This window comes from Streptococcus mitis, from assembly GCF_946188615.1.
Taxonomy (GTDB): domain Bacteria; phylum Bacillota; class Bacilli; order Lactobacillales; family Streptococcaceae; genus Streptococcus; species Streptococcus mitis_BZ.
Genome location: NZ_CAMHVK010000002.1, coordinates 161,359 through 178,101 on the forward strand (window position 1 = coordinate 161,359; position 16,743 = coordinate 178,101).

Consider the following 16,743-nt stretch of genomic DNA (forward strand, 5'->3'; position numbering starts at 1 on the left):
CTTTACTTTATCTTCTTATAATCTATGATATCTTTTTGATTTACAAAATATAGGTTTCCCCTCGTACGTGTACACGCAACATAAAATTTACTTTTGGTTTGTGAAGAAAGTTCATTCAAGCGATCAGCTGCGAATAATTTGTATGATGTTGGATTTAATACTACACAAACATTGTCATATTCAGAGCCTTTACTATCCCCCCAATTCTGACTTTTACAATCATATTCATAAGATTTTTGATAAAAAAGTTTCATAACATTATCATTTGTCATTATTGATTCTATTTTATCCTTTGAATCTATGAGAATAATTTCGGCAGAAAGCTTTTCTTCTCGATGTGATAAAATTTCAATAGCTAACTTATCAACAATAAAGTCACAAACTATTTTTGGACAACGATAACTTTTTGACAAACTCGATAAATCAATTTCATATCCTGAATCAGAAAGAACTTTTAACCAATTCTCAAAACTCGAATGGATCCCTTTTCCTTTATTAGCTCGCCTTGAAGTACTAAAGGTTTTTTGATAAAAATCTCCAAATAAAAATACTTCTGCATTAAGATTACTTAAACTTAAAAGCCAATCAAAATCATCTGATTCAAAATCCTGACACTCATCTACATAAATACAATCAAAAAATTTATCAATTCTATCCAAATATGAATTATCAAATCCAATCTCTTTCCTCTTATAAATTAATGAACCCCTTAATAGAGATTTAGAAAGTTGATTCTGAACAATTCTTCCAGTATTATCTATAGTAGTGTTATCAAATTTCCATTGAGGCTCATAATCAAAATTTATTCCTTTTGGTCGTTTCCCTAAATATGGCACTAAGCAAAAACTATATAGAAACTCAAAAACACCAAAAATAAAAGTAGACTCAGGGATGAATCCAAACTTGTCAATCAACTTTTCTCTGATTGTATTCTGGTTCGTCTCTGTATACGTAAGTATAAGATTTCTTTTTTGAGGATTAATACTTTCAATTATTTTAGTTGTTTTGCCACTTCCAGCAACGGCATGAATTAATCTTTTATTATCCATTCAATCGCCTCTTTAATGTAATCAGGTATAATAAATTCGTCACTTCTATGATCAGTTTCCATTTTTTCTAGTAATCGCAATGCAAATTCAGCCTTCTCCCTAAGCATATATCCTAATAAATCTTTAGATTTAGTTAAACCAAAAGAATCTAACAAATCCTTGTTATTATTATAAATACATAATTCAAATGTTCGATTAGCATTATCTAAATCAGAGGAAACTTTTATATTCTGGAATTGTTGATAAGAACTATATTTTGACTGTACTTTACTTTCATAATCACCATCGTTATCCGTTATAACTGCTACTTTTTTATCAGTAAAGTTGGTTGCAATTTCTAAATACCTCTCAAAACTTAATCCATCTACAGAAATAATTGATACATTAAATTCTTCAGGCTTTTTGGAGTGGAGTATTTCGAAAAACTTCTCTACTAAAATATACTCAGCATTCCCCTCAACAAGAATTATCTTCTTACCTAGAGAGAAGTTCAATAAATTTTGATTAGTAGATTTTTTGAAAAATCTTACAGTATCTTTTTTCAAACCTTTAAGTTTAGATATCTGACCATTATCTAAAAAAAGAAGATTGTCTACACCCAATCTTGAAGCAATCATATTTGAATGAGTCCCAATAAAAACTTGAACACCTGTTTTTGAACTTAGCATTCTAACTAATTTTTGGAGGTTTTGGAAGCTCAAATGATTCTCAGGTTCCTCAATAAGTAGTATTTTAACCGTTTCCTTGAGATGACTGTATGCATTTTCAACACCTAATAATACTTTTTCTCCTTGCCCTAAATTTTTTATATCTACACCATTTTTTACAGCTGATACTGAATTTCTAAATGAATTTTCTGATTCGTCAAAATGAAGTTGGAATTCTGAAGCATTCTCCTTCAACAGTTCATCCTTCCTTAAAGTCTTTAAAAAATTAAATGAATTTATCCTGTATTGATGATTAACTTTTGCTCTATTTTCAGCTGATATATTTTCTAAATACACCTCATGGATGCGTTTTTGAATTTCTTGTTGTGTATCAATAAGACTGGTATTTATTATCGAATGTAGAAACTTATACGGTTTATTGTACGAGGAGTAGGGTTTCCCTGAAAATGTCAAAAATTCAACTCTATAGAACTCAAATGGAAAGACTGTCCAGTTACTATCATTTAAGACAGAAGTAATTTCAGATATATAATCTTGATCGGGAATTATTTTTAATGAAAGTCCAAAAGCTTTGATTTTTTGAGAGTTATGCTTTCCTTCAATATTGAAGTTAGAGGAAATTTCAGTACATAATTCATCAAAATAAATTTCGACAAAGGCCTCAGGAAGCTGATTGATATCCTTTGTTCCCATAAAATCTAAAATCGCTTCTTGATTAATGATACTAGCCAAACTACTTCTCTCAATCTGACTATGACTTCCACTCAGCACTAATCCAACAGCATACAATAACGTCGACTTTCCTGCACCATTCTCTCCAACGAAAATGTTAACTTCTGAGTTACAAATAAAATCAACTCTTTTATAACGCTTAAAATTTTGTAAAATTATCCTAGAAATCATACATATCTCCTAACATCGATTAGCATAACATGCTCAATAAAATTATATCACACTAGTGATAAATTGTACTTAATCACTACCTTTAATAACCAATAACTCCTTAAATATATCTCTTCCTTACATCTTGAAAAATTTTTGACATAATTGTTGCATAATAAAGTAACTGGAGTTTTATCTTATGTTTTCTAGTATTCATCTTAAAGAACGTAGAATACCCAAACTGAACTCTCCAACCTATTAAAAATCAATAGAGCTTCATACAACAAGTGGGAAATGGGGAAATCCAATCCAAATCAAAAAAATCTTTCTACTCTGGCAAGAACACCTGATGTTCCAACAATCTATTTTAAATCAGAATACAAGATTATGCCCCAATCTTCAGTTCTCTTCAAAAAATTAAGATAAGGTTGATGAGTACGCAGGGGAATTACTTCAAACACAACAATCTCATGATAAGGTTGTGACACGTTTTCCTGTAGAAGTGTTCTATGATGTTTCTCTTTCTACTGGTCTTGGAGAATCTCTCTTTGATGAATAGTGGATGCTGTGCTCGAAAACTATCAACATCAATAATGATTATATTGCCCTGAAACTCTTTGAGCTTGATACAATGGATAGTTTTCTTTCTAGTTCGCCACGAAAGAAAGCTACTGGATTTTGTCTCATTTTCTTTCCTCTCGTCAGTGTGTGAATATTGCAAGCTAAGGTACGGGCAAACTCCTCCTAACTATATCATAAAAACTCATTAAGCTACTATCCGATTTTCTGGTGTTTTCTAGTATGCTCTAAATACCATCCAAGTAGTCTCTGTAACGCTCCAGTTCTTCTAAAGTAGTCAACAGATAAATGTTAGTATTCACCATAGCAGACAAGTCAACACTCATCATTTCTCTCATCATCAAAGGGACTGTCTTTATAACGATAGAGACAAGCTAGGAGACTTTGTTCCACGTTTCTTGACAATCTCCATTTTTAGAGTTACTTCATAATCTTCAACTGGATTCAACATTTTTTCTTTCCCCAGAATATCGACATAGGATACGTTGACCTTCTAGCAAATAGCATCTATCAGTCCCGTTGAAAGTGGACTGGTAACGTTCTAGTAACGACTAAGGCTATTACGTGAAATACCCCCAATTCGTGTAAATTCTGGTTGTGTCATGTGTCTTTCGTAAAGATTTGATACGGTCTCCAATCAGGGAAATTTCTTTTTACTTGATAATGCTATCATATCATTTAGAAATTTAAAAAAGACTGATTCAAAATCATTAGAGGATATAGTTCTGAAATTGAAATTTTTCGTTCTAATCCTATGAAATCTCGATTTTCTAATAAATTTGTACTTATTTTCTTCAGACTATATAAATATTTCGTCGTTGTAAGTTTGTAATTGACTCAAAGGTATTAGATATAATTTCAAAACAGTGTTTTAAGCTATAGTTGACCAATATCATAGTTTGCTATTTAATGTTAAGTAAAAATTCATTATACAATTCAAGCTACTGAAGATGAATTTATGGTATACTAGTGATAATAAATAGTTATCGGTAGGAAAATAAAAATATGGAATTTATAAATCGTAGAGATGAACTAGATAAAATACAAAATGAATATAAACAACATTTAAAAACAGGTAAAAGTCAAGTTTATATTATTAGAGCGAATTCAGGTATAGGGAAGTCGGAGTTTATAAAAGAAACTATAAAACATTTTTCACAAACTCCTATTGAGATTCTTCATTTAGATGACACTGAAAACTCTTCTACATTTAGACGTTTTGTAATTGAGTTAGATAAAGTAAGCCAGTTCTATGGGTATCTTGATTTTAAAGCATTCTATACTAAAAAAATTAATAGTTCAAAGGCCCTGCAACTACTATTAAAAATGTCTTCTTTTTTTGGTCAAGCTTTTATTGGAATGGTATCTAAAGAAAATGGCTTAGAATCTATAATCTCTGAAGTAAATTTGCCTTCTTTAATACCTGATCCTAGAGAATACGAAACTTTTATTTTAAAAGCTCAAACTGAGAATCTATTTGAATACGCAAAATATGTACTAGATCATGAAAATTTATATTTCAATTTTCCAAACGCCTCAGTAATTGATCAAGAATCACTCGATTTATTGAATAAATTGATTGAAAAATCTGAAGGAAGTCTATTCATTTTTGAGTGTGCAGATAAAAAAGTTGAAAATAGTTTTAAAAATAGTCGCAACATAATATTGAGGACATATCAATTAGAAAAACTCTCCGATGAGCACATTAAACTATACATAAATATTTTGTCAAATCAGTTAGCATTACAAGCTGAACAAATTAATTTTACAACTTTACAGGATTCTATAAGAAAAGGAGATTTATCGGAAATCTCCTTAATACTAAAAGATTTTTCTGAGCGTTTGAAGGAAAATAAGGCTTCCAAATTACAGAGCATTTACCAGATTATTGAAAATATTTCTCAAACTCAATTAGTATTCTTACTTTTTGTATTCTACACAAAGAGAAAATTATCACTTACGGATTTAAGAGAAATCATGTTAGAGACTGATAAAACTTTTTCCCAAGAAGATATCGATTTTCTTCTTGAAAAAGGGCTATTAGACCAAGTTGAAAACTTCGTTTTTCTATCAAACTCTGTATCAGAAGTAATTAGACAAGAAACCTATTTCAAAAAAGAGAAAACATTTGTTGGCTCAATTCTCATCAGATTTCTTAACTTAAAGCTATCTCAAACAAATGAATTTGTTTATTTAGATACTCTTGTTGATTACTATATTTGTTCAAAATTTTTCTTACAAATTAAATTAATATTACCTAAGATACAGGAACGTTTATTAAACTTTGATTCACAACAAGGTCGTAAAGAGTATTTCGAAATTTTTTATTTAAATAGGCAGAGATTTATTGAGAAAGATAGTTCCTTCGCACTGTCGCTAGCTAAAATAGCCTATGATGCAAATTTATACTATGAGGCACTAGAGTTTATCAATCTTTCAACAGAAGTTACGGCAGACATAGTATTTGCCAAGTCCTTAATTTTAAATCGTTGTGAATTGTTTCCTGAATCCATTAAATACATTCAGGAAAATATTATGAATCTTAGTGAACAAAGCTCACAATTTTTCAAACTATCATTGATTAAACTAATGAACTTAATACAATTAGAACGTAGAGATGAGGCTAAAACAATCTTTGAAAATATTAAATTACAAGTAGATAATCCGTACTACCCGTATTTAATTAGAATTTCAAATGTATTTGAGCTTAGCTTTTCTGAACGACTAAGGAAAGTTGAGGAAATTTCAGGTAGAATTTATAGTCTAGAAAATGCAGAATTCTCTGGTCTAAATGCTATTTACTTGTCTTACTTGTATGCGGTCAATGATAAAATTAATGATGCAGAGGAGCAATTAAATAAAGCCAGAGATTTTTTTGGAGACAGCCTTATTTACAATCATATGATTCTTCATAACGAAGCCACCATTAAATTCCATAATAATGATATTGATAACTCTATCCCAGAACTGCTCAATAATGCTAAGCTAACTGCATATGATCAATATGATTTACTCGCAATTTATAATAATTTACTAGTTTACTATATTCTAAGCGACCAAATAGCAGATATTAATTGTCAAATGCTTGTGTATGAATTAGAAGATTTGTTAAACGAGACAGGTTTTAAAAGATTTATTGATAAAATTTATTATAACCTCTGCCATTATTATTATAGAATGTACAATTCTGAAAAGGTCGAAATGTACTGTAATAAACTAGCTGATAATCAAATCAAAAACTTCTCAGATTATAAAATGAAGTTAATGTATGAAACTTCGTGGAAACTCCCCCTTAATTTAAATGATGAGTAAAGAGTGTTTGTATCATTTCATCGTACGTATAGCCATTTATGTTGAATGTTTTAGGCACAACAGATTTTGGATATAACCCAGGATTGGCATTGATCTCTATTAGATAAAATTCTGCATTTTTTATTCGACCATCTACTCGTATCAATTTATTTGGAGACAAGTTCTTATAAAGTTGCTTTAAGTTGATAATATCTTTGTCGCTTAAATAGCAACTTTTTTCGATTTCTACACCGATTTTTTGTTTAATTTCTGAGGTATAAGCCTGATACTTGAATTCACTATATTCTGGAAAAATAAGTTCAACTTCTTCAAAAAATAACTTTCCTTTATTTTCCAAAATAGTAATAGCTACTTCTCTTCCTTCAATGTATTCCTCTACTAGAATACCATCAAAGTCCTTCATTAATTTCTTGAGGGCCATATCTGCCTGTTCCATATTTTCAACAATAGAGTTTTGTGTAATTCCTATTGATTCTGATTCATAGTTCGGTTTAATAATAATTGGATATTCAAAGTTCGCTAAAATTTCTTTAGTGTATGAATGAGCAAATACTAACAAACTTTTTGGGACTTTTATACCAAAATTTTCTGCAAATTTCTCTGTCATAAATTTATCTTGACATAAAACTTGTACATATGGGTCTGGGTTGAAATATTTAATTTTATAATTTTCACAAAATGCTGGGACACTCATGTTTCTAATTCGACTTTTATAGCCAAAATCAAAATTTAACACAAAATCGTCTAGGTGATTAAAAACACTTTTTTTGAATCTCTCAAAATTATCGTAAAATATGATTTCATCAATAAATTTAGAAAAACTTTTATAGAGAATATCTCTCAATTCATTGCGAGTGTATTCTCTGTTTTCGATAATTTTTGTTTGAATGGATGAATCTGGATTGACATTTAAAATGACTACTAATCTCATAATTTCTCCTACCGATAACTATTTATTATCACTATACAAAGCACTCAAATAGGTTTATAATAGCATGATTATTGATAAAGGAGATTTTTATGGATTATAAACTTATTTCTACTTACTTAGATTATTGCAAAACTCATAAGCGTTTGAGTTCACACACGATTCGCGCTTATAAGAATGATCTTATGCAATTTTATAACTCAGACTATGATAATGTCGAATCCTATATAGAACACTTGACACAATCTAACATAAAAACGAATACATTAAGAAGAAAAATTGCTTGTATGAAGGTGTTTTATAACTATCTAAAATACCAGAACATAATTGAAGAGAACCCCTTCAATCAATTGCGTTTTCAATTTAGAACTGAAAAAATATTGCCTAAAACGATTCCGTATGACATTCTGAAAAGTATTTTTTTATATTTAGAGCAGAGAGTAGTTCTATCTAAAACTGATTATCAAAAACAACACGCTGAAAGAAATCTACTAATTATTTCACTTTTACTTTCAACAGGCATCAGAATTTCTGAACTTTGCCACATTCATCTCAAAGACATTAATCTTTCCAATAAGACACTCCATATTATAGGAAAGGGTAAGAAAGAACGTATCCTATTTTTAGGAGATCAAAAAACATTCAATTTATTAGAAACATATATAAATAAAACAAGAAATGAATCCAATGATTTCTTGTTCCCAGGGAAACATTCACTTAAACCATTGTCAGAGCAAAGTGTACGTTTAGTAATAAAGAGAATCGTTGAACAAAATAACTTTTCTAGAACTATTACACCGCATATGTTTAGACATAGCTTTGCGACAATGCTTCTAGATAGTGATGTAGATATTCGATATATTCAACAAATTCTTGGACATAGTTCTATATCGATCACACAAATCTATACTCACGTATCTCATTCAAAGCAAAAAGAAATACTTAGTTCTTTTAATCCCGTATCAGTAATTCATTCTGAAATCGAGTAAGAGAACTTTCCAAAGCCTACAGTTTAGTTCATCTAAAATTAATTTTTGTAGTTCGACTTTAGTTAATAGATTTTATGCTCAACAAAAGCAAAAAACATACAACACTCCACTTTGAATCAGTATTTATACTAGATTCCGTATTAAGAACTCCATAACTGTTTTTCTAAAATATAACTTTCAAATATCCTTAAATATAGATGAGGAAAAACTCAATCTCAGAAGAAAATGGAGTAAATCTTCCTACAAGAAAACGCATAGTATCAAGTTTCAACACCTAATACTATGCGTTTTTCTGATTTTAAAGACTTTTTTATCCTAAATAGACTATATTTTAAAATTCGTGATCTAACCACCATTTCGATTAGTTAAATCTTTCAATCTTTCTTCTCCAGATTTAAGCATCTCCTTCTCTATTTGACTCCACTCTCCAAACAGTAAGTCTTGAAGAATATCTGCTGCTGAAGTCTTATCTTGTTCTGAATCATATACACAACTTCTATCTCGTTGATAAATTTGAATTCTTTCAAAGATAGCTAGTTCTTCCAATTGCCGTGTATTATCAACTAGATGATTTACAATGAAATCATGATGTTCTTTTGGAGTTGCGCGTGCTTGGTTTGGATTAATAGCGTACAGTTCTTCATAACGGATAAGAGTACTCAGATAGGACAGCTTTGGCTTTGTCGCAATCAAGGCTAATTGTACCTCATACCCCTTATTTTTTAATAGTTGTGCTGTTTTCTTTGGAACATCAATCGTTCGTAAAGTTCCCTCTATCAAAAGATTGTATCCCAAATAACTCAATTCTGTTACTAAAGACTCTACCATTTTGCCTGCAAAATCTTTGGTGTATTCTACACTATCTTTGCCATATTCTTGCTGCAGTTCTAAATAGTGTGGATGCTGAGAACGAAAACTATCACCATCTATGATAACAATATTTCCTTGAAATTCTTTCTGTTTAATACGATGAATTGTAGTCTTACCGGCACCACTTTGCCCTCCAAGCAAAATCGCTATAGGTTGCTTACTGGACTTTTTTCCTCTTGTCAGTGAGCGAATGTTCCGCTCTAAAGCATGTTTGAATTCACTATCGGTATAATCTTGGATTTCCATTAGGCTACCATCCGTTTTTCAGATATCTCTAACATACGTTCAATTCCATCCAAATAACCGCTATATCTCTCTATTTCATCAAAAGTTTCTACTAAATAGATACTCGTATGAATCAAGTCAGATAGATCATCACTCATTAAAATCCAAGGATTAGATTCATCATCAATGCTAATTCCCTGACTATCTTGATAACGATAGAGTCGAGATAATAGATTAGAACCTCTTTCTTTCACAATTTCAATTTTTAAAGTCAATTCATAATCTTCAACAGGATTAAGCATTTTATCTTCTCCTACAATATCGACATAAGATACATTAAACTTCTGACAAATGATGTCAATTAATTCCGTAGAGACTGAACTCGTTCCATTTTCATAACGACTCAGACTATTTCGTGAAATACCTACAATCCGTGCAAAGTCGTCTTGTGTTAAGTCATGTGTTTTACGTAAGTATTTTATGTTCTTTCCAATCATGGCAAACTCCTTTATTTTTATAATTCAATTATAGCATAAAAATCATAACGCACCAAAATTGGTGCGTTATTTCTTGTTTTTCTAGCCTAAACTTTACTTCTAAAAAAGCAACCTTAAAGAGTAATTCCTTTTTCGGTGGCTTTTCAAAATACTATACATTAAAATACTCTTGTTTAATTTTTGTAAGCAAATTGTTAGCAACAGAAGTTACACCAACATGCATCAGTTCAGGATCATAATAATCTAGATTACGAGCATAGTCTTCTGCAACAGTCTGAGCAATACGCTCATCCAATTTATAATTAGAGGCTTTTAATAGTGCTTGAAATAATTCTGAACTATATAGTTTAATATTATTTTCCAATGATACTACTGCCATTTTTGTAACTCCTCTCCTGTCTTTGATTGATAAACCTTCTTTATTTTAAGATTGGTTGTGAATGGATAATTGTTTAAAAGAATAGAGGTTTCTAAACTCAGCAAGCATTTCTTCTTTTGTAATTTCATTCTGACGAAAACGAGCTAAAGCTTGGGTTGGATTGGATTGGCATCAGTCTGAACACTATAGATAAAATCAAAATGGTGTTGTAATTCATCTGAATTTTCCCGATTTTGAAAGACAAATTCCGCAAAATCTAAATCTGACTCTGATTTTTTATGTTTTGCAAAATAGTGACAACGATAGTCAGGGTTCTTAAAAAGTTCTACAAAACGAGTCCTGTTCTCCAAAATATTTTTATTAAAAAGAAAAACCCTGCCAAATTAATTTTTGGTAGGGTTTTTGGCAGGAAACTAAATTAATTTATCAGTTTCTAAAATGTGTTCACGATTCTAAAAGGCTGATACTATAGTATTCCGAATTCTAATTGGTATATGCCTCTTATTTAAGAGTAACTGAATTCTACTATATAAATAGGAAGAGATAAGATAAAAGACTTACCAAATAAGACTTTATGCGTTACAACTTACATATATTTTTTACCGTAAAAATACAAAAGTTTACACCTTATGCCCCTTTTTTGCCCCCTGTTTTTATTATTGACAAAACACCGTTTTTGTCAATAATCAAAGAATTAAAGGGAACTATTATTAACAAAATGGCATTTTTGACAATAATGCGACACGATTCCTTCTTCCTATTGTTCAAGAAAACGCTTTTTTGAACAATAGGATTTAGATTTTGGTTTCTAATCGTTCAAAATGCGTGTTTTTGCAAAATAGAACTTGCCTCTAATTTTGTTGACGTCAACAAAACTGGCAACTAATCGCTTTATAAAGCTATTTGTCGATGTCAACAAGTCAATTTCAGACAAACAAAAAAACCGCAAGCTCAGGCTTGCGGTAGAAAGAACAATTTAGAAAGTTTCCTTTCTATTTATTTAGTTGTAATCAAGCCTTCTGGCTCTACTGTGAACTCTGGCTTGTCTGCCAGCGTTCCGTCTGCTTTAATGTAGTACCAGCCTTTTTTATCGGCTGACTGGATAAAGGCATTTGATACCATGGCACCTTCTTTACCGTCTAGGTAGTACCAGGTCTGCTTATGCTTAATCCAACCAGTGACCATCTTACCTTCTTCATCGAAGTAATACCAAGCATTATTGATACGAGCCCAACCAATGGCCATAGAGCCTGAATCCGTGAACCAGTACCAAGCTTCGTTGTAGTTCAACCAGGTACTACGCTTCATGAAGCCTTTTTCATCAAAATAGTACCAAACATCATTGATTTTCTCCCACTTGTCAGTTGGGTATGAGCCGTCTTCACGAATCCACCACCAACCATATTGGTTCTGTTGCCATCCTGTTTCAACCTCTTCAGGCGGCACGATATACCCAACGATTTCATCTACAGAACGCTCGTTATAACGACAAGGGCCACCCACTTCTAGGTAGTCCCAGTTGCCATCAATATTCTGCTCAATCGTCTTGATAGTATTTCCATCTGAGTCCTCATAGACAAGCCCTGTATGCCCGTAGTTGACACCGTCGCCAGCTACATAGGATTTCACGAAGAACCAACCAGCCTTTGGATAGTCAGCGTCATACACGACTTTTAGGCCTTGAGAACGTGCTGACTCAAGAAGATCATAAGCGTTGCCCCAGAGGGTCACGCCGTACCAATGACGTAGCCCATAACAAGGCACGTCGGCACACTGGAACCCATAAGCTCCATCATTGTCCACTCCATCGCCAGCGTTGGCCTTGTCGATGAAGAATTGAATCATTTCCTGTTTTTTAGACATACCTACTCCTCACTTGGTTTCTTGTATTCTAGCGCTCGTGTGCTATCTGTGATTCCGCTTGTGGTTGGGTCATTGACCAAACCGATAGCAGTCAAGAATACGAACACCGCATTAACAAGCAAAATCAGCTTGTTGCCGATATCACCTAAATCCAGATGATATCCAAAGACTGCTGCACTTGCTTGCAAGACAAGCAAGAAGGCCGGAATTGCAGTCAGCCAAAAGAATTTATTTTGTAATCGTAGTTTCCAGTTAATCATGTGTTTTCCTTTCTATTATTCATACACGTCATAGATAGTGTTTGGGTCCTTGTTCGAAATCGCCTCGTATTGTGCTATTGTTCCAGCCCAATATTTCAATTCTTGGCCATTATTTTGGTTCAAGATGTTCTTGCCAGGTTCACCTTTCAAGCTGTTTCGCTGAGTTGGTGTCAGGGTATCGAACGACGGGCGTTTCTCTAGAGCAGAGACTCTTTGTTGTAAATCACTATCGTTGTAGGGTTTCGGAAAGGTTCTAGCGCCTATCCATGTCACAGTGATGTTTGTATTAGTGACACTAGTCACCTTCCAATACCCTTCATCTGTCCCAAATTTACTGCTGAAAAAATCTTGAATAATGTCTCCAACTTTGACTCCGTCTGGATTCATTAAGTTATCTGTCGTGATTGTGGCAGTAGTACCAATACCGCTTCCAGGTATATCGATTTTAGAAATACGATAGACTGGCGTATCTGGTGCAGGCAATTCGACAGTACCACCATTCGTCAGACTTAGACGGTTTCCGCTCAAACTCAACGTCTGATTATCGTTATCTCGTTTGTTCTCTAATAGACCCAAACGACGCTTGATATCCGTATCATTGTACAGTTCGGACTTTCTTGCATATCCAGACAAGTCCTGATGGCTTGTAAGGTAGTTCTTACTAGCTAGTTCACTTTTAGTAACGAACCCCGAGACGTCGATATTAGGCTTGTTCTCAAGCGCTGAAATCCTCTGCTTAACCCGAGTGTCGTCATAGACCGTATCCTTATCTTGCTTTCTTTCAAGCAGTGAAATACGATTTCTGAGTTCGCTATCGTTGTAGACGGTGTCCTTGTCCTGCTTAGCTTCAAGCGAGCTAAGCCGTTTCTTAACCTCGCTATCGTTGTACAATTCCGATTTCTTAGCGTACCCTTCAAGCGATTGATGTTCCGTTAGATAATTTCGACCTGCTAACTCGTTGCGTGTGACAGCGTCACGTTTTAGCACGTCAAAATCTGCTTTATCTAATTTCCTACCAACTTCTTCTTTGGTCGCTAAATGAGAAATGTTCTGATGTTCAGTCAGATAATGCTTTCCCTCAAGTTCTTCATGCGTGACAATCTGAGAATAGTCAATCTCAGTCGCTTCCTGCATTTCCTGCTTCGTCGCAAAACGTGATCTGATATCCTTGATATCCTTACCAATTTCTGTTGCTAGACTTTCAAGGTTATTCATGGCTTCACGCTTTCGCTTGATTGTAAGTCTCAACTAAATCAAGATTGGCAATCTGGTCTACACGTCCGCTGACTTCAGTTACTTTTCCCAAAAGTGCACCGTTTTCATCTTGTCCCATGTTCGTAATTTTTTCCGCAATCTCTTTCAATGTATCAAGATTCTCAGGTACTGACTCACCCAAGATTTCAGCTTTAACTTCTGTTTTAGCTTGAGTGACTGCCTGTGAGATTGCTTGCGTCATTGCTGAAGATTCTACTTTTGTGCTGACGCTTTGTTTTACTTCCTTGATATCTGCTCCGACTGCTTGTGCGAATGCTGTTAATTTTGTTGTGTCCATTGTTTTAAACCTTTCCTAAGTTGTAATAAAAAAGCAAGTCAGGGATTTCCTGACATGCTCCACCTTCACTTGCAGGTCTTTCTGCAAGCTGTTTTTTTACTTCTTTTTCGATGTCTAGCTCTTTCAAAGTATAGACATCTTCCGTAACCAATTCTTTATCTGAGTCTTCAATTTCAATATAAGTATCTCTGTCGCTTGGAAAGATATACCCTCCAATCGAGATTTCCACTCGGTATTTTCCACTTGGTAGAATACTATCTAAATTAAAATTGACAGAATGGCTAGTGACGGGAGCAGTTGTCTTCCACCTACGTTGTCCCTTTGTTAGAGTAACAACCGCATCTTGACCCTCAAACAAGGTCATAACACGGTAATTCTCGTCTAACAATTCAAACCCAAAAGTAGAAGACAAATCCCCTTGTTTAATAAGGTCGCCACCGTCAATTCGAGCCAAATTGGTTGTATTAACTCTGTGGTTGTTACAACCCATCATTGCCCTCCTTATCCTTAGCAAATAAACCATCGTCCTTGAATGGCAACTTGCCAAAATTGTCATAGAGCCTATCGATGAACCCATTTCCGCCCAAAGCCTTGTAGCTTGAATACATGCTATCGACTATTGAACATTCGTCCTTGTTCGTGAAACCTCTACGAATGGCCCTGCGAATATCTCTATCAAGACGCATACGCATGATGACTTGATGTGCGTCATCATGCAGCTTCTGCTTGTCTTGAATTTGACTAATTTTCTTGTTGCTCTCACTAGCGGTAGTCTGGACATCTTCGATTTGTTTCTTGACATCTGAAACTTCAGAGATAATCTGCTCTGTCTGCTCTTTTGATTTTTTCGGTAGCTTGTACCCCAACCACGCTATGATGATTGGGGATAATACCGAAACAACATTCGTGAATAAATGCTCAACGTGTTGTAAGACGTCCATAAACACCTCTTTAGTTCGCCAAATCGCTCAAGCCAAGGCGTTCCAATTCTTTGCGTACACGGTCTTTAAAACGTTTATTGACAAATGAAAAGTCAATCGCTCCACGTTTTAGCAAGTTAATGTACATGTCGATTTTAGCTTGGTCTAATGTAATCTTACTCATTGTTGCTACCTCCATTGTTTTCACTAGTGCTCGCTTCGCTTGTCGGTGTAGGAATTTCATGTTCTGTCTCGCTTTCTGTTGGTTGTTCTACTGCTGGTGCTGGTTGGATACGTGGTTCTGCTGCTGGTTGTTCAGTAGTTGGTTGCGCTGGTGCTGGTGCTGGTTCAGATACGACCACGTTTGGAACTCCATTTGTGGCCACTTCTGTAACGGGTTGGGGTTCTGGTTGAACGGGTTGAGTTACTGGAGCCGGTTCAGCAGGGTGTGTTTCTGTTTCCGCAACATGAGGTGTTTCTTCGTGCCCTTCTGCTTCGTCCTCGTGCTCGTGATCGATACCGTTGTGTTTCTCAAGTACTTCCAAGCGTGCAAAGATTTCTTCGATATCGTCAGTATTATGCAAGCTGACCTTCTGCATACCTTCCATAAGCTGATTGGCTTGTTCAAGTGCTGCAGTTGTTTTAGCCAATTGTTCTTGGTTTTTGACAATGGCACTAGTAGGGTCTAACTCAGTTCGTAGCACATCTTTAACCGCTTCGATGAGGGTTTCATCTGCATCACCCATGTGGTCTCCGTCAAGTTCACGAGTGAAGAAAGTGAACGGCTTGTCACATTGAATAGAGACTTCCGTCTTGCCGACTCTGAAAAATTTATTTACTAATACAAATTCCATGTTTAATGTTCTCCTGATTATCTAAAATAAAAGAATAGTGAATCGCCATCTGCAAAATTTCTTTTAAATACTTGTTTTTGATTATCGTCTTTAAATGAGATATAGAGCGATTTTCCTGTAAGGAAATTATCTTGTCCTGTGTTCCTATTGTACCACTGCGCATACTTCGCATGAACAGTTGTAATTGTATTATTACGGTGCTGAATCCGTACTTTAACATCCTTTACTCTGCTCTCTACACGATATTTATCGTTGAAGTCTCCATTTGCACTCGATACATTAAAAATCAAGTACTGGCTTGAATCGAACGGAGTTCTTAGATTCTGGAAATACCCAACATAGACCCACTTACTCCAGACAAGTCTCGTTCCAACATAACGCTCGATGATATCTTTACCACCAACATAGATACCTTCTCTTGTAGCCATAGCATCACCTACTCATACACATCATAGATTGTGTTCGGGTCTTTGTACGAAATTGACTCATACTGCGATTTAGAGCCGAACCAATACTTCATTTGCTGGTTTCCGTTTTGGTTAATCAGCTTGTGTGCAACTACTTCGGACGGTGTACTTGGAATCCCAAGCGCTGACCTATTTACTCGCAAAACACCCGAATTATCGACTGTAATCGTTGAGTTGTCAGGTCGCACTACACCAGTCTGTCCACTAGTTGCAGTCTTAGCTTTCAACACACCATTTGAAACCTCAGTCGTCTGATTATCAGGTCTGACAATCCCATTTGAGTTTGACGTAGCTACTGACACATTGCTACTCATTCCATTTTTTAATGTCTGCACAGATACTTTCTTCAACCCACGACCATCATGAATCATGATGTTGTCTGAGTTGTTAACCTGACTGGCCTGTGGCAAATCAGTTACTTTTCGTGTCTGTGTACTAATTACTGCCAT

The 16,743-nt window shown here is 34.3% G+C and carries 19 protein-coding genes and 1 pseudogene; 3 read left to right on the forward strand and 17 right to left on the reverse strand.

Annotated elements, in window-relative coordinates; all coding sequences use genetic code 11:
* Nucleotides 1–2: 2 nt before the first annotated feature.
* Together OCF95_RS02620 and OCF95_RS02625 are read right to left on the reverse strand one after the other, a co-directional pair.
* Entirely contained in the window at nucleotides 3–1,049 is a 1,047-nt protein-coding gene (locus OCF95_RS02620) for an RNA helicase (protein ID WP_094753325.1), read from the reverse strand.
* The gene (locus OCF95_RS02625; protein ID WP_094753326.1) at nucleotides 1,031–2,620 is read right to left on the reverse strand and encodes an ATP-dependent nuclease; all 1,590 of its coding nucleotides are present in this window, start codon (nucleotides 2,618–2,620) and stop codon (nucleotides 1,031–1,033) included. The genes OCF95_RS02620 and OCF95_RS02625 overlap by 19 nt, the downstream gene beginning before the upstream one ends.
* 273 nt (nucleotides 2,621–2,893) lie before the next feature.
* Between OCF95_RS02625 and OCF95_RS02630 the strand changes: the two genes are divergently transcribed.
* Nucleotides 2,894–3,025, forward strand: coding sequence for a hypothetical protein (locus OCF95_RS02630; protein WP_250646346.1), 132 nt, complete (start codon nucleotides 2,894–2,896; stop codon nucleotides 3,023–3,025).
* Nucleotides 3,026–3,405: 380 nt separating this feature from the next.
* Here OCF95_RS02630 and OCF95_RS02635 read toward each other — a convergent pair.
* A pseudogene (locus tag OCF95_RS02635) lies at nucleotides 3,406–3,819 on the reverse strand (XRE family transcriptional regulator).
* A gap of 364 nt (nucleotides 3,820–4,183) precedes the next feature.
* Here OCF95_RS02635 and OCF95_RS02640 point away from each other — a divergent pair.
* A complete protein-coding gene (locus OCF95_RS02640; RefSeq protein WP_179211360.1) occupies nucleotides 4,184–6,490 on the forward strand; it encodes a hypothetical protein in 2,307 nt (768 codons plus the stop codon).
* On the opposite strand, the gene OCF95_RS02645 is transcribed toward OCF95_RS02640, so the two are convergent.
* A complete protein-coding gene (locus OCF95_RS02645) occupies nucleotides 6,471–7,421 on the reverse strand; it encodes an ATP-grasp domain-containing protein (RefSeq protein WP_094753327.1) in 951 nt (316 codons plus the stop codon). The two genes, OCF95_RS02640 and OCF95_RS02645, sit on opposite strands and share 20 nt — an antisense overlap.
* An 89-nt stretch (nucleotides 7,422–7,510) precedes the next feature.
* On the opposite strand from OCF95_RS02645, the gene OCF95_RS02650 reads away from it, so the two are divergent.
* Nucleotides 7,511–8,407, forward strand: coding sequence for a tyrosine-type recombinase/integrase (locus tag OCF95_RS02650; RefSeq protein ID WP_125448006.1), 897 nt, complete (start codon nucleotides 7,511–7,513; stop codon nucleotides 8,405–8,407).
* Nucleotides 8,408–8,752: 345 nt separating this feature from the next.
* Here the strand turns inward: OCF95_RS02650 and pezT are convergent, their stop codons facing one another.
* The 13 genes from pezT to OCF95_RS02720 all read right to left on the reverse strand — a co-directional run bounded on the left by pezT (nucleotide 8,753) and on the right by OCF95_RS02720 (nucleotide 16,743).
* Nucleotides 8,753–9,523 (reverse strand): type II toxin-antitoxin system toxin PezT, encoded by a 771-nt coding sequence (pezT, locus tag OCF95_RS02655; protein ID WP_261104833.1) that lies wholly within the window; start codon nucleotides 9,521–9,523, stop codon nucleotides 8,753–8,755.
* Nucleotides 9,523–9,999 (reverse strand): type II toxin-antitoxin system antitoxin PezA, encoded by a 477-nt coding sequence (gene pezA, locus OCF95_RS02660; protein ID WP_261104834.1) that lies wholly within the window; start codon nucleotides 9,997–9,999, stop codon nucleotides 9,523–9,525. Before pezA ends, pezT begins: the two co-directional genes overlap by 1 nt.
* 151 nt (nucleotides 10,000–10,150) lie before the next feature.
* On the reverse strand, nucleotides 10,151–10,378 hold the full coding sequence (locus OCF95_RS02665; RefSeq protein ID WP_115904248.1) for a hypothetical protein: 228 nt from the start codon (nucleotides 10,376–10,378) through the stop codon (nucleotides 10,151–10,153).
* A gap of 996 nt (nucleotides 10,379–11,374) precedes the next feature.
* The gene (locus OCF95_RS09865; RefSeq protein ID WP_315899051.1) at nucleotides 11,375–12,241 is read right to left on the reverse strand and encodes a CHAP domain-containing protein; all 867 of its coding nucleotides are present in this window, start codon (nucleotides 12,239–12,241) and stop codon (nucleotides 11,375–11,377) included.
* A 2-nt stretch (nucleotides 12,242–12,243) separates the two neighbouring features.
* The gene (locus OCF95_RS02680) at nucleotides 12,244–12,501 is read right to left on the reverse strand and encodes a phage holin (RefSeq protein WP_261104835.1); all 258 of its coding nucleotides are present in this window, start codon (nucleotides 12,499–12,501) and stop codon (nucleotides 12,244–12,246) included.
* Between the two features lie 15 nt (nucleotides 12,502–12,516).
* The gene (locus OCF95_RS02685; protein WP_261104836.1) at nucleotides 12,517–13,716 is read right to left on the reverse strand and encodes a phage upper tail fiber protein; all 1,200 of its coding nucleotides are present in this window, start codon (nucleotides 13,714–13,716) and stop codon (nucleotides 12,517–12,519) included.
* Nucleotides 13,717–13,720: 4 nt separating this feature from the next.
* Nucleotides 13,721–14,053 (reverse strand): hypothetical protein, encoded by a 333-nt coding sequence (locus tag OCF95_RS02690; RefSeq protein ID WP_261104837.1) that lies wholly within the window; start codon nucleotides 14,051–14,053, stop codon nucleotides 13,721–13,723.
* 4 nt (nucleotides 14,054–14,057) lie between these two features.
* Entirely contained in the window at nucleotides 14,058–14,543 is a 486-nt protein-coding gene (locus OCF95_RS02695) for a hypothetical protein (protein WP_261104838.1), read from the reverse strand.
* On the reverse strand, nucleotides 14,533–14,994 hold the full coding sequence (locus OCF95_RS02700; protein ID WP_261057281.1) for a hypothetical protein: 462 nt from the start codon (nucleotides 14,992–14,994) through the stop codon (nucleotides 14,533–14,535). The genes OCF95_RS02695 and OCF95_RS02700 overlap by 11 nt, the downstream gene beginning before the upstream one ends.
* A 10-nt stretch (nucleotides 14,995–15,004) precedes the next feature.
* Complete coding sequence (locus tag OCF95_RS02705; protein WP_261018091.1) at nucleotides 15,005–15,157, reverse strand: hypothetical protein; 153 nt, start codon at nucleotides 15,155–15,157, stop codon at nucleotides 15,005–15,007.
* Nucleotides 15,150–15,827: a hypothetical protein gene (locus OCF95_RS02710; RefSeq protein WP_261104839.1), complete on the reverse strand. Its 678-nt coding sequence runs from the start codon at nucleotides 15,825–15,827 to the stop codon at nucleotides 15,150–15,152. The genes OCF95_RS02705 and OCF95_RS02710 overlap by 8 nt, the downstream gene beginning before the upstream one ends.
* A 17-nt stretch (nucleotides 15,828–15,844) precedes the next feature.
* Nucleotides 15,845–16,255, reverse strand: a complete 411-nt coding sequence (locus tag OCF95_RS02715; protein WP_261104840.1) for a hypothetical protein — start codon at nucleotides 16,253–16,255, stop codon at nucleotides 15,845–15,847.
* Nucleotides 16,256–16,263: 8 nt separating this feature from the next.
* On the reverse strand, nucleotides 16,264–16,743 hold the full coding sequence (locus tag OCF95_RS02720) for a phage upper tail fiber protein (RefSeq protein ID WP_261104841.1): 480 nt from the start codon (nucleotides 16,741–16,743) through the stop codon (nucleotides 16,264–16,266).

Coding starts and splice junctions, on each gene's coding strand:
- OCF95_RS02650 (WP_125448006.1), top strand. CDS start 7,511: ATGGATTATAAACTTATTTCTACTTACTTAGATTATTGCAAAACTCAT.
- OCF95_RS02700 (WP_261057281.1), bottom strand. CDS start 14,994: ATGGACGTCTTACAACACGTTGAGCATTTATTCACGAATGTTGTTTCG.
- pezA (WP_261104834.1), bottom strand. CDS start 9,999: ATGATTGGAAAGAACATAAAATACTTACGTAAAACACATGACTTAACA.
- OCF95_RS02640 (WP_179211360.1), top strand. CDS start 4,184: ATGGAATTTATAAATCGTAGAGATGAACTAGATAAAATACAAAATGAA.
- OCF95_RS02680 (WP_261104835.1), bottom strand. CDS start 12,501: ATGATTAACTGGAAACTACGATTACAAAATAAATTCTTTTGGCTGACT.
- OCF95_RS02645 (WP_094753327.1), bottom strand. CDS start 7,421: ATGAGATTAGTAGTCATTTTAAATGTCAATCCAGATTCATCCATTCAA.
- OCF95_RS02720 (WP_261104841.1), bottom strand. CDS start 16,743: ATGGCAGTAATTAGTACACAGACACGAAAAGTAACTGATTTGCCACAG.
- OCF95_RS02690 (WP_261104837.1), bottom strand. CDS start 14,053: ATGGACACAACAAAATTAACAGCATTCGCACAAGCAGTCGGAGCAGAT.
- OCF95_RS02625 (WP_094753326.1), bottom strand. CDS start 2,620: ATGATTTCTAGGATAATTTTACAAAATTTTAAGCGTTATAAAAGAGTT.
- OCF95_RS09865 (WP_315899051.1), bottom strand. CDS start 12,241: ATGTCTAAAAAACAGGAAATGATTCAATTCTTCATCGACAAGGCCAAC.
- OCF95_RS02710 (WP_261104839.1), bottom strand. CDS start 15,827: ATGGAATTTGTATTAGTAAATAAATTTTTCAGAGTCGGCAAGACGGAA.
- OCF95_RS02715 (WP_261104840.1), bottom strand. CDS start 16,255: ATGGCTACAAGAGAAGGTATCTATGTTGGTGGTAAAGATATCATCGAG.
- OCF95_RS02630 (WP_250646346.1), top strand. CDS start 2,894: ATGGGGAAATCCAATCCAAATCAAAAAAATCTTTCTACTCTGGCAAGA.
- OCF95_RS02685 (WP_261104836.1), bottom strand. CDS start 13,716: ATGAATAACCTTGAAAGTCTAGCAACAGAAATTGGTAAGGATATCAAG.
- OCF95_RS02695 (WP_261104838.1), bottom strand. CDS start 14,543: ATGGGTTGTAACAACCACAGAGTTAATACAACCAATTTGGCTCGAATT.
- pezT (WP_261104833.1), bottom strand. CDS start 9,523: ATGGAAATCCAAGATTATACCGATAGTGAATTCAAACATGCTTTAGAG.
- OCF95_RS02665 (WP_115904248.1), bottom strand. CDS start 10,378: ATGGCAGTAGTATCATTGGAAAATAATATTAAACTATATAGTTCAGAA.
- OCF95_RS02705 (WP_261018091.1), bottom strand. CDS start 15,157: ATGAGTAAGATTACATTAGACCAAGCTAAAATCGACATGTACATTAAC.
- OCF95_RS02620 (WP_094753325.1), bottom strand. CDS start 1,049: ATGGATAATAAAAGATTAATTCATGCCGTTGCTGGAAGTGGCAAAACA.